This is a genomic window from Aquabacterium sp. (assembly GCF_016195855.1).
GTDB lineage: Bacteria > Pseudomonadota > Gammaproteobacteria > Burkholderiales > Burkholderiaceae_C > Aquabacterium.
On sequence record NZ_JACPYU010000021.1, the window covers coordinates 70,303 to 81,780 of the forward strand.

Consider the following 11,478-nt stretch of genomic DNA (forward strand, 5'->3'; position numbering starts at 1 on the left):
CAGTACAGTCTCATGCGCATCGCGGCCGTGCCTCAGCGGCGCGCACGTCGCGTTTGACGCGGGCGCAGGCGCACGGCCAACACGAGCAGGCCGGCAGAGAACAAGGCCCAGGCCTCAGCTTCCGGCACCGAGGTCACGAAGCCACCCGAGGTCGGGTTGGCCAGTCCCACGATCGTCAGCTTGTAGTCGGGGCTGGGTTCAAACGGGTCTGCCCCGATGAGCGCGGCACCGCTTTGCGTGCCGGCCGACGATGGCGTCAGGCCAGTCGACAGCTTGGCCATCACGTCGACCGACGCCGTGGCGCCTTCCAGCACATTGAAGGTGTAGCCCCAACTGCCGATCGAGACCTGATCGGCGCTGGCGACGGGGTCGTTGGTGTTGGGGGTGTTGAGCAGCGAGAACACCGACGAGAGCGCGAAGTCCTTCTCGGGCACGTTGTCGAAGTGCAGCTTGGCGTTGAAGGTGACGGCGTCTGCACCGCTGTTGCTGGTGATGGTGCCGTTGTGGAAGGTGAGCGTGCCGAGCTTGAACACCGTGTTGGGTGAGGTGTCAAAGGTTGAGGCTGCAAAGCTCAATGAACTCGGGTTGCCAGATCCCCACGAGAACGACGAGGTGCCGACGCCACTGACCACCGCCGTGCCCGGCGCCGGGTTGGTGAAGGTGCCGGTCGTGTTGCCCACCATGGCCTTCTTCATCGTCCAGCCCCATGATGTGCCGTTGTAGACGGTCAGCTTGTTGGCGGCGTCAGCCACAACGGGGTACAGGTTGGCACTCCAGGTGATGGGGTTGGTCGATGTCAGCAAGGCAGGGTCGCGCTTGGAGAAGTCGTAGAAATTGAGCTGGCCGGCGGGCAAGCCGGGCGTCGTGTTGGCGGCCGTCAGCGAGTAGAAGGGCTTGGCGGTGTTGGCCGCGTTATCGAGATAGGGCGAGGTGTTGCCGCCCAGGGGCACATTGGTGTTGAGCACCTGCACCCATTCGATGTAGCTGCCGGCGGGAGCCGCTGCGCCCAGATTGAACAAGGCATTGATCTGGCCACCACCCGTCGCCCCGCTGAAGCCCGCGTTGTAGGAGGTGACGGACATCGTCCCGCCCGATCCCGTCGCGCTGGTCCAGCCTGATGGCAGCAGTGCGGTATTGAGCGTGCCCGCGCCGATGCTGGCCTGCGGTGTCAGCCGGACCACGGCGTCACCGGTGGGCGACAAGGCATAGTCCGCAGCCCAGGTGGCGTTAGAGGCAAGGGCCAGTGCGGCCAGAACAACCAGTCTGCATGTGGATTGCATGATCTCTCCTGACGTGTGTTGATTGGGGCACGGGGAGGCGACTCATGTCGAGTTTCATACCGTGCAAAATCAATCTAGCATGCAGGCCAAGGGTCAACCTATCCCTAGGATAATGCGCGCGTGAACACCCTGACCTTGCGCGACCGCTGGTCGCTGTACCTCGATCTCATCCGCTGGAATCGCCCGCAGGGCTGGCTGCTGCTGCTGTGGCCCACCTATGTGGCCTTGTGGCTGGCGGCAGGTGGCTTTCCGGGCTGGCATCTGCTGCTGGTTTTCACGCTGGGCACGATCCTGATGCGCAGCGCGGGCTGTGCCGTCAACGACGTGGCCGACAAGGACTTTGACCTGCACGTGCAGCGCACGGCACAACGCCCCGTTACCAGCGGGCGCATCTCGGTGAAGGAGGCGCTGGGCGTGGGCGCGGTGTTGTCGCTGCTGGCCTTCGCGCTGGTGCTCACCACCAATACCCTGACGATTGCCCTGTCCTTTGGTGCGCTGGCCGTCACCATCATCTATCCCTACACCAAGCGCTTTTTCTCGATGCCGCAAGCGGTACTGGGTGTGGCTTTCAGCTTCGGCATCCCGATGGCGTACGCGGCCATCCAGCAGCAGGTGCCCGCGGTGGTGTGGTGGCTGGTGGTGGGTAACCTGGCCTGGGTGCTGGCTTACGACACCGAATACGCCATGGTCGACCGCAACGATGACCTCAAGATCGGCATCCGCACTTCGGCCATCACGCTGGGGCGCTTCGATGTGATCGGGGTGATGGGCTTTTATGCCTTGTGCCTGGTGTGCTGGTACCACGTGGGGCAACTCAGTGGGCGTGGCGTTTTCTATGAGCTGTCATTGGCGGTGGCTGCAGGGCAGGCGCTGTGGCATGGCTGGTTGATCAAAAGCCGAGTGCGTGAGGACTGCTTCAAGGCTTTCCGGCTCAACCATTGGTTGGGGCTGACGGTGTGGCTGGGCGTGGTGGCGGATACGGCTTGGCCGCATCCGTTCACGGCTGTGTCGGCGGTTGGAGGCTGAAGCTTTTTAGGGGCGCCGCAGGGTGCGGATGAGTCGGTGGGCGCCGGGCTCATACGTTGGCGGTCCCGCTGCGCAGGACTGCTCTGCGGTGCGCGCGGCGAGCTTGCGCTGGGAAACTCCCGCCGCGAACTGCGTTCGCTCTGGTCAAACAGTCCCAGCGAGTCAGATGATGGAGAAGTGCTGCGCACGCCAAGCTCGCCGCTGTGCTCCTCGACGCCACCGAAATCGCCCAGCACCCACCGACTCATCCTGTTTCACCCTGCTCTCCGCATGCCGCAACCCTCTTTCTTGGCATGCCACCAGCGGGGCGATAAAGGGTGGAGCCGGCTACCGGCTCCGCCCGCGCCCCGCGCTGCCCCGACAAAACGGTTGACTCGCTGCACGCAACAAGCGAATCAAAGGCGATCGGCGCATTTCAGCGCCCGAACTCATCCCCCAGTTCACCCGCCCGCTTTTGCGCCGCACGCATGGCCGCAATGAAAGCCGCCTTGACGCCCGCCTCTTCCATGCTGGTTAACGCGGCATACGTCGTGCCGCCCTTGGACGTCACGCGCTCACGCAACACCGAAGGCGCATCCGTGGATTGCGCGGCCAGTGTGGTGGCGCCACCAAAGGTGGCCAGCGCCAGTTGGCGGCCCTGCTCGGCGCTCAGGCCCATGTCCTGCGCGGCCTGCATCATGGCCTCCACGAAATAGAACACATAGGCCGGCCCCGAGCCCGACAAGGCCGTGACCGCATCCAGATCAGCTTCCTGCTGAACCCACATGGCCTGCCCCGTGGGCTCCACCATGTGCTGAACCGCCTCGCGTTCCGCAGCGTTGACCTCGGCGCGGGCAAACAGGCCTGTCATGCCCTGGCCGACCAAGGCCGGCGTATTGGGCATGGCGCGCACGATGCGGGCGGTGCCCAGCATGCGGGCCATGTCCTCGGTGCGCAGGCCGGCCATCACGCTGTAGTGCAGGGCGTGGCCGGTCAGCTTGGCATAGGTATGGGCGGCGTCCTTGAACTGCTGCGGCTTGACAGCCCACACCACCGTGCGCGCCTGGGTCAGCGCGGGACTAGGGCCTTCTGCCGTCTGTACGCCCAAGGTCTGGGTCAGGCGCGTGCGTTGCTCGGCCATCGGGTCAATGACCAGGATGGAGGCCGGGGCGCGGCCCTGGCGCAGCAGGCCGCCGATGATGGCCGTGGCCATGTTGCCGCCGCCGATGAAAGCGATGTCGATGGGGGTGGTCGTGGGGGTGCTCATAACCCGCCATCATGCCGCATCTGCGGTGGCCTCTTTCAGCAGGCGCAGCAGGCGGTCGGCCTGGATGGGCTTGTGCAGCAGGTGCACGCGCGCAGCCTGGGCATCGGTCGCCAGCCCGGGCGTGGCCTCGCCGGTCAGCAAAAACGCCGGCAGCTCGTCGCCAAACTCATAACGCAGCTGCTTGATGACATCCAGGCCATTGACCGACAGGCCCAGGCGGTGATCGCTGATCAGGGCCACCGGCATGTCGCCCTCGGGCATCACGCCGCTTTCCTGCAGGTGGATGACGGCGTCCAGGGCGCCATCGGGTGTGCTGGCTGCGGCCACTTGCCAGCCTTGTTGCCGCAGCACCAGCGAGGTGCCGTCCAGCACTTCGGGTTCATCATCGATCAGCACGATCACGCCGCCCGTCTTGCCGCGTTTTTCTGGCGCTGCCTCGGGTTTGCCGGCGGCCGGCCGTGCAGGCGCTTCGGCATGGCGCGTCACCAGTCCCTCCGAGCCTGCAGGGATCAGGCGCGGCAGGCGCACCGAAAAGCACGAACCCCGCCCCGGTCTGGACAGCAGGGTAACCGGCGTGGGCCCCAGCATGCTCAGGCGCCGCACCACGGCCAGGCCCAGGCCTAAGCCTTCGCTGCTGCGCCGCCCCTGGTTATAGGCCTGGAAGTAGTCCTCGAAGATGCGGTGGCGGTGCTGGCGTTGCACGCCCACCCCCGTGTCCCATACCTGGCACATGATCGACGGGCCGCGCGCACGCGCCCTCAGGCGCACCTCGCCGGTCTCCGTGTAGCGCACCGCGTTGTTGAGCAGGTTGCGCAGGATGCGCTCCAGCACATGCGGGTCGGCCTGCACCCAGTCATCGGTTGCGTCCATGCGCCAGCGCAGGCCCTTGTTTTCGCACAGCACCGAGAACTCGTTGTCCAGCCTTGACCACAGTGCGGCCAGCGGCAGGGCCTGGGCGCGGTAGTCGATGCGTTGCGCGTCGATGCGGGCCACGTCGAACATCTTCTCGAACATGGTGCTCAGCGAGCCCAGGGCCGTGTGGATCTTGGCCAGCAGGGGGGCGCCTTCTTGCAGGTCCACATGGGGCTTGAGCGCGCTGCTCAGCAGCATCATCACGTGCAGGGGCTGGCGCAGGTCGTGGCTGGCTGACGCAAAGAACTCGCCTTTCTGGCGGTCGGCGGTCTCGGCGCGGGCCTTGGCCTGGGTGACCTTGTTGATCTCGTCGCGCAGCTGCAGCACCAGGTCGGCGTTTTCATGACGCAGCAAGGCGCCCTCGCGCAGGCGGCGGCTGATGCCCATCGACACGATCATGCAGGTGATCAGCGACACGGTCATCACCACGGCCAGGTAGTTGGAGCTGGGCTCCTGGTCCACCAGCAGGCGGCCCGCAGCCATGATCAACAGTGGCCCGCTGCCCAGAAAGGCCACGGCCCAGTCGTGCACGACCACCAGCATGATGGTGTAGCCATACACGATGATGGCCGCCACGAAGGTGAGCTTCCAGCCCGCGTTGGCCACGCCCAGCAGCGCAATGGCCATCAGGCCCCACAACAGGCTTTGCGCGCCGTGCCACCACAGCAGGCTCAGTCGCCAGCGCTCATAGCCGGAGGCCGGGATGCCGAAGCGGCGAAAGTGCCGCGCCATCATCACGGCGGTGCCCCAGACGGAGATCAGCCCGGTGGCGGGCAACATCCAGTGCCAGCGCGGCACAGGCCAGTCGTGGATCATCCAGCCCAGCACGATCAGGCCGATGAACTGGCCGATCAGGCCACCAGGGGACGTGCGCCAGCTGTCCTGCAGCATCTGCAGGTCGATGCGGGCCTCGATCGGAGACAGGCCCCGAAGCGAGCGCCGCAGGATGCTCACGCAGCGTTTTCCCGCGCCGGTTCGTTCAGAGCTTGAGGCTGGGTGAGCGGCGCGTCATCGTCGTCCGACGAAGGCAGGGCGGACGGGCTGCGCGAGCACAGCAGCACCAGCTGTGTGCGGCTGTGCACACCGTAGGCGCGGAAGATCGCGCTGACGTGCAGCTTGACGGTCTCGGCGCTGATGCCCAGGGCCGTGGCGATCGCGTGGTTGGTGCAGCCCTTGAGGATCCACTGCAGCACGTCCTTCTGGCGCGGCGTCAGGCGGATCACGCGGGGCGGGGTGTCGTCGGCCGGCGCAGGCCATTCCACGTCGCTGGGCGACAGCAACTCCGAGGGGAAGTGCAGGCGGCCTTCAACCAGCGCCCGCAGCGCGTTCATGAAGCCGTCGATCTCGGCCAGCTTGGGGATGAAGCACGAGGCGCCGTGGTGGATGCATTCCAGGGCGATCTGCACGTCGCTTTGCCCGGTGATGATGCCGATGCGCTGGGTTGGTGCGGCGGCCCGCACGGCCTGCAGCGTGGCCATGCCACGGCTGTCGGGCAGGCCCAGGTCCAGCAGGACCACGTCGATCGGGTCGTCGATGCCGGCATCAACCAGCTTGCTCAAGGCGCCTTGCAGCGTGTTGGCATGCGAGAAACGCGCAGACGGGTCCAGGCTGCGAATGGCCTGCATCATGCCTTCGCGGATCAGGCTGTGGTCATCAACCAACAAATAGTGGGGGGCTCGCGGATCGTCCATACCAAGGTCCTTATGAGACGAGCTCATCTTAATTTGGCATTAACGGTTCCCAAATAGGGCCGTACCCACCCTCAACATGGAGGATCCCTCTTCCACGGCGGCCTCCAGATCAGCGCTCATCCCCATTGACAAGGTGTCCAGGGGCAAACCCTTGAATTTGAGGTCATCAAACACGACACGCACCGCGTGCAGTTGCGCTTTTTGCAACGCCGGGTCGTCGGTCGGTGCGGGCAGGGCCATGACGCCGCGCAGCGTCAGGCGGGGCAGGGCGCTCACGGCCTGGGCCAGCGCCAGGGCTTCCTCGGGCGCCACGCCGCTCTTGCTGGCCTCGCCGCTGGTGTTGACCTGGATGCACACCTGCAGCGGCGACAGATGCGCCGGGCGCTGCTCGCTCAGGCGCTGTGCGATCTTGAGCCGGTCGATGGTGTGCACCCAGTCGAAGCTCTCGGCCACCACACGCGTCTTGTTGCTTTGCAGCGGCCCGATCATGTGCCACTCGATCTGGGCGCGCAGGTCGGCCAGCTCGGCGATCTTGTCGACCGCCTCCTGCACGTAGTTTTCGCCGAATTTTCTTTGCCCGGCGTGAAAGGCTTCCCGCACTGTTTCAGCTGGAAACGTTTTGCTCACGGCCAGCAGGGTCACACTGTCAGGTCGGCGCCCAACGCGTGAACAAGCCTGGTTTATCCGCGCTGTCACGAGTTGTAGGTTGCTTGCGATCGTCGCCATAATGGTCTGTCACGATTTGTCAGGTTGTCATCATCCATGGATATCACCCAACTGCTTTCGTTCTCGGTCAAAAACAAGGCATCTGACTTGCACTTGTCTGCGGGCTTGCCCCCGATGATCCGGGTGCACGGCGACGTGCGGCGCATCAACGTCGATGCGCTGGACCACAAGCAGGTCCACGACATGGTGTACGACATCATGAACGACGCCCAGCGCAAGATGTACGAAGAGACGCTGGAGTGCGACTTCTCCTTCGAGATCCAGGGCCTGGCGCGTTTCCGGGTCAACGCCTTCAACCAGAACCGTGGCGCTGGCGCGGTTTTCCGGACGATTCCCTCCAAGATCCTGACCCTGGAGCAGCTCAACGCGCCCAAGGTCTTCCAGGAGCTGGCCATGAAGCCGCGCGGCCTGGTGCTGGTGACCGGCCCGACGGGCTCGGGCAAGTCCACCACCCTGGCGGCCATGGTCAACCACCTCAACGAGTCCGAATACGGCCACATCCTGACGGTGGAAGACCCGATCGAATTCGTGCACGAGTCCAAGAAGTGCCTGATCAACCAGCGCGAAGTCGGCCCGCACACCATGAGCTTTGCCAACGCGCTGCGCTCGGCACTGCGTGAAGACCCGGACGCCATCCTCGTGGGCGAAATGCGCGACCTGGAAACCATCCGCCTGGCGCTGACAGCGGCAGAAACCGGCCACCTGGTCTTCGGCACCCTGCACACCTCGAGTGCCGCCAAGACCATTGACCGGGTGGTGGACGTCTTCCCCGCCGCTGAAAAGGACATGGTTCGCGCCATGTTGTCCGAATCGCTGCAGGCCGTGATCTCGCAGACCCTGTGCAAGACCAAGGACGGCTCGGGCCGTGTCGCCGCGCACGAGATCATGATCGGCACGCCGGCCATCCGCAACCTGATCCGCGAGAACAAGATCGCCCAGATGTACTCGTCGATCCAGACCGGCAACAGCCTGGGCATGCAGACGCTGGACCAGAACCTGACCGATCTGGTTCGCCGCAATGTGATCTCGCCCGCAGAAGCTCGCGCCAAGGCCAAGATCCCCGAAAACTTCCCAGGTTGAGCATGAAGCGGTTGTTTGATCGTTTCTCGCTCAACACAGCTGGCCGGCAGGGTGACGCACCCGCCGAAGCCAAGGCAGACGACGAAGGTTATTTCGCCACCCAGTTCATGGAGCGGCCCGAGATCGGCAAGGCCAGCTCGGCCTGGACGGCGCGTGGCCTGGCCGTGGGCGCCCATGCGCTGGACCCGGAAGTGGGCCTGAGCCTGCTGCTCAAGGCCTGGGGCAAGGACGTCCTCATGGCCTCGCTGCAGTCCGAGGACCACCGCAAGCTGATCGACCACCTGGATTTCGTGACCGTGCCGCCCGGGCGCGAGCTCATCGTGCAGGAAGAAAAGGGCGATTACGCGCTCATCGTGCTCGAAGGCCTGGTCGCTGTGGACCGCGTGCAGCCCACCGGGGCGCGTGCGCGCCTGGCCGAAGCCCGCGAGGGCGATGTGCTGGGCGAGATGTCTCTGCTGGACGCCGGTGCACGCTTTGCGTCCTGCCTCACCTTGAGCCGCTGTTCGCTGGCGGTGCTGTCCAACAGCGCGCTGGACGAACTCGCCATTGAAGAACCCCGTCTGGGCCTGGCCCTGATGACCTCGACGGCGCGACGCCTGTCCCTGCGCATGCGCCAGCTCAGCGCACGGCTGGGCGCCTTGCTCACCGCGGGCTGACGCCTCATCATTCAACCCACCGAACCCGAGATTTAGGCAGGACCCATCATGGAACGCGATCAGGCCTCGAAATTCATCAATGACTTGCTCAAGCTGCTCGTGACGCGCGGCGGCTCCGACCTGTTCCTGACGGCCGAGTTTCCGCCCGCGGTCAAGGTGGATGGCAAGGTCACCAAGGTCTCGCCCCAGCCGCTGAACCCGGGGCACACCATGGCCCTGGCGCGCTCCATCATGAACGACAAGCAGGCCGCCGAGTTCGAGCGCACCAAGGAGTGCAACTTCGCGATTTCGCCCGGTGGTGTGGGCCGCTTCCGCGTCAACGCCTTCATCCAGCAAGGCCACGTCGGCCTGGTGCTGCGCGTGATCCCGCAGCAGCTGCCCACGGTGGACGGCATGGGTCTGCCCCAGGTGCTCAAGGAACTGGTCATGACCAAGCGTGGTCTGGTCATCCTGGTGGGCGCCACGGGCTCGGGCAAATCGACCACGCTGGCCGCCATGGTGGACCACCGCAACGAGAACTCCTTCGGCCACATCATCACGCTGGAAGACCCGGTCGAGTTCGTGCACCCGCACAAGAACTGCATCGTGACCCAGCGCGAAATCGGCATTGACACCGACGGCTGGGAGATGGCGCTCAAGAACACCCTGCGTCAGGCGCCGGATGTGATCCTGATGGGCGAAATCCGCGACCGCGAGACCATGGAACACGCTGTGCAGTTCGCCGAAACCGGCCACCTGTGCATGGCCACGCTGCACGCCAACAGTGCCAACCAGGCACTGGACCGCATCATCAACTTCTTCCCCGAAGAGCGCCGTGCGCAACTGCTGATGGACTTGTCCCTCAACCTCAAGGGCCTGGTGTCGCAGCGCCTGCTGCCGCGTCAGGAGGGCAAGGGTCGGGCTGCCGCCGTTGAAATCCTGCTGAACACGCCGCTGATCTCCGACCTCATCTTCAAGGGCGAGGTGGGCGAGATCAAGGAGATCATGAAGAAGTCTCGCGAGCTGGGCATGCAGACCTTCGACCAGGCCCTGTTCGACCTGTACGAAGGCAACTACGTCACCTACGAAGACGCGCTGCGCAATGCCGACTCGGTCAACGACCTGCGCCTGCAGATCAAGCTCCACAGCCATCGCGCGCGCAACACTGACCTGTCCGCCGGTACCGAGCACTTCAAGATTGTCTGATCCTGAGCGGTCACGCGGCGGGCCATCGCAGGCTCTGACAGAATCGGCCATCCGCCATGGAGTTGATGCCGATGACCGCTGCCGACAAGACCTACGACCCTTCCCCCGCCCGCAAGGTGGCCTTCATTGGCCTGGGCACCATGGGCGCGCCCATGGCCGTTCACCTGCTGCGTGCCGGCCATGAGGTGACCGTCTACAACCGCACGGCGGCCAAGGCCCGTGCCTGGGTGGCCGAGCATGGCGGCAAGCAGGCCGCTACGCCAGCTGAAGCAGCCCAGGGCGCCGACATCGTCATCACCTGCGTGGGCAATGACGACGACCTGCGTGAGGTGGTCAGCGGCCCGGACGGCGCTTTGCAGACCTTGCCCAAGGGCGGCGTGCTGGTGGACCACACCACGACCTCGGCCGAGGTGGCGCGCGAGTTGTCCCACCTGGCGCTGGAGCGTGGGTGTTCCTTTGTGGACGCGCCCGTGTCGGGCGGCAACCTGGGCGCCATCAACGGCGTGCTCACGGTGATGTGTGGTGGTTCGGCTTACGCGTTTGACCGCGTCAAGCCGGTCATCGCGGCTTATTCGCGTGCCGTGACTTTGCTGGGCGACAGCGGCTCGGGGCAGCTCGCCAAGATGGTCAACCAGATCTGTGTGGGCGGTGTGCTGCAGAGCCTGGCCGAGGCGCTGGCCTTTGGTCAGAAGGCGGGGCTGGACATGCAGCAGGTGATCGAGGTGATCTCGCAGGGCGCGGCCAGCAGCTGGCAGATGGTCAACCGTGGCCCCACCATGATCAAGGACGAGTTCGATTTTGGTTTTGCGGTGGACTGGATGCGCAAGGACCTGGGGCTGGTGCTGGAAGAAGGGCGCCGCCAGGGGGCGCGTCTGCCTGTGACGGCATTGATTGATCAGTTCTATGCGGATGTGCAGGCGATGGGGGGGGGCCGGCTGGATACGTCCAGCTTGATCAAGCGCTTGCGCTGAGGCGCTGTTGCTTGCCTGGCTGATGCGCGCTTTGTCGCTGCAGCGCGGGGCGCGGCTGAGGTGGCATGCGGCGGGGCTTCATGTTGACGGTCCTGCCGCAGGCAGGACTGCCCTGCGATGCTCGTGGCAAGGTGGGGCCCTCTAACTCGCAACGCGGCTGCGCCGCCGCGCTCAAACAAATCGGGCCAGTCAGTTGACGAAGCACGCTGCGCGTGCCCACCTCGCCACTGCGCGTCTCGGCGTCACCAAGGCGCCCCACCGCACACCACCTCAGCCTTTTTCGCCCCGCTTGCGTGTCGCCACCGTTGCTGGTGATGCGAGGGGCCAGGCATTGTTGCGGTGACGGCAAGGTAAGGCGATGTTGTCGTGGCAGAGATGGCAACAGCCACAACAACAACGGCTACGGCTACGGCTACGGCTACGGCTACGGCGCGGGCTTGTGGCGCAGAAGCCTGAATCGAGCCCTCCGCCAGGACAAGGGCCTGAGCACGCCACCAGCGAGGTGGAAAAGGGCTGAGCCGGCATCTGGCCGGGCGCCTTGTTGGTGCTGAGAAGCGCAGTGGCGAGGTGGGCGCGCGCAGCGCGCTTCGTCAACTGACTGGCCCGATTTGTTTGAGCGCAGCGGCGCAGCCGCGTAGCGAGGTTCTATGTTTTGACGCAAGCGTTTTGTACGCCCATCTGGCTTGCATCAAAGGTTTTTCCACT

At 65.1% G+C, this 11,478-nt stretch carries 10 protein-coding genes; 5 read left to right on the forward strand and 5 right to left on the reverse strand.

Annotated features, from left to right (window positions below; genetic code table 11):
• Positions 1–32 precede the first annotated feature (32 nt).
• A complete protein-coding gene (locus HY019_RS17795) occupies positions 33–1,280 on the reverse strand; it encodes a choice-of-anchor K domain-containing protein (RefSeq protein ID WP_290694747.1) in 1,248 nt (415 codons plus the stop codon).
• A gap of 120 nt (positions 1,281–1,400) precedes the next feature.
• Here HY019_RS17795 and ubiA point away from each other — a divergent pair, with 120 nt between their 5' ends.
• Complete coding sequence (gene ubiA, locus HY019_RS17800; RefSeq protein ID WP_290694749.1) at positions 1,401–2,306, forward strand: 4-hydroxybenzoate octaprenyltransferase; 906 nt, start codon at positions 1,401–1,403, stop codon at positions 2,304–2,306.
• A 415-nt stretch (positions 2,307–2,721) separates the two neighbouring features.
• On the opposite strand, the gene proC is transcribed toward ubiA, so the two are convergent.
• The 4 genes from proC to HY019_RS17820 are packed head-to-tail and all read right to left on the reverse strand — an operon-like array spanning position 2,722 to position 6,881.
• On the reverse strand, positions 2,722–3,552 hold the full coding sequence (proC, locus tag HY019_RS17805) for a pyrroline-5-carboxylate reductase (RefSeq protein WP_290694750.1): 831 nt from the start codon (positions 3,550–3,552) through the stop codon (positions 2,722–2,724).
• Positions 3,553–3,561: 9 nt separating this feature from the next.
• A complete protein-coding gene (locus HY019_RS17810) occupies positions 3,562–5,418 on the reverse strand; it encodes a hybrid sensor histidine kinase/response regulator (RefSeq protein WP_290694752.1) in 1,857 nt (618 codons plus the stop codon).
• The gene (locus HY019_RS17815) at positions 5,415–6,155 is read right to left on the reverse strand and encodes a response regulator transcription factor (RefSeq protein WP_290694754.1); all 741 of its coding nucleotides are present in this window, start codon (positions 6,153–6,155) and stop codon (positions 5,415–5,417) included. Before HY019_RS17815 ends, HY019_RS17810 begins: the two co-directional genes overlap by 4 nt.
• A 39-nt stretch (positions 6,156–6,194) precedes the next feature.
• Positions 6,195–6,881, reverse strand: a complete 687-nt coding sequence (locus HY019_RS17820; RefSeq protein WP_290694756.1) for a YggS family pyridoxal phosphate-dependent enzyme — start codon at positions 6,879–6,881, stop codon at positions 6,195–6,197.
• Positions 6,882–6,917: 36 nt separating this feature from the next.
• Here HY019_RS17820 and HY019_RS17825 point away from each other — a divergent pair, with 36 nt between their 5' ends.
• The 4 genes from HY019_RS17825 (at position 6,918) to HY019_RS17840 (ending at position 10,773) form a co-directional block, all read left to right on the forward strand.
• The gene (locus HY019_RS17825; RefSeq protein WP_290694758.1) at positions 6,918–7,961 is read left to right on the forward strand and encodes a type IV pilus twitching motility protein PilT; all 1,044 of its coding nucleotides are present in this window, start codon (positions 6,918–6,920) and stop codon (positions 7,959–7,961) included.
• Positions 7,962–7,963: 2 nt separating this feature from the next.
• A complete protein-coding gene (locus HY019_RS17830) occupies positions 7,964–8,617 on the forward strand; it encodes a Crp/Fnr family transcriptional regulator (RefSeq protein WP_290694760.1) in 654 nt (217 codons plus the stop codon).
• Between the two features lie 48 nt (positions 8,618–8,665).
• Complete coding sequence (locus HY019_RS17835; protein WP_290694762.1) at positions 8,666–9,802, forward strand: PilT/PilU family type 4a pilus ATPase; 1,137 nt, start codon at positions 8,666–8,668, stop codon at positions 9,800–9,802.
• Positions 9,803–9,867: 65 nt separating this feature from the next.
• Positions 9,868–10,773, forward strand: coding sequence for an NAD(P)-dependent oxidoreductase (locus tag HY019_RS17840; protein WP_290694764.1), 906 nt, complete (start codon positions 9,868–9,870; stop codon positions 10,771–10,773).
• Positions 10,774–11,478: the final 705 nt, after the last annotated feature.

Coding starts and splice junctions, on each gene's coding strand:
- HY019_RS17795 (WP_290694747.1), bottom strand. CDS start 1,280: ATGCAATCCACATGCAGACTGGTTGTTCTGGCCGCACTGGCCCTTGCC.
- proC (WP_290694750.1), bottom strand. CDS start 3,552: ATGAGCACCCCCACGACCACCCCCATCGACATCGCTTTCATCGGCGGC.
- HY019_RS17815 (WP_290694754.1), bottom strand. CDS start 6,155: ATGGACGATCCGCGAGCCCCCCACTATTTGTTGGTTGATGACCACAGC.
- HY019_RS17820 (WP_290694756.1), bottom strand. CDS start 6,881: ATGGCGACGATCGCAAGCAACCTACAACTCGTGACAGCGCGGATAAAC.
- HY019_RS17825 (WP_290694758.1), top strand. CDS start 6,918: ATGGATATCACCCAACTGCTTTCGTTCTCGGTCAAAAACAAGGCATCT.
- HY019_RS17830 (WP_290694760.1), top strand. CDS start 7,964: ATGAAGCGGTTGTTTGATCGTTTCTCGCTCAACACAGCTGGCCGGCAG.
- HY019_RS17835 (WP_290694762.1), top strand. CDS start 8,666: ATGGAACGCGATCAGGCCTCGAAATTCATCAATGACTTGCTCAAGCTG.
- HY019_RS17840 (WP_290694764.1), top strand. CDS start 9,868: ATGCCGATGACCGCTGCCGACAAGACCTACGACCCTTCCCCCGCCCGC.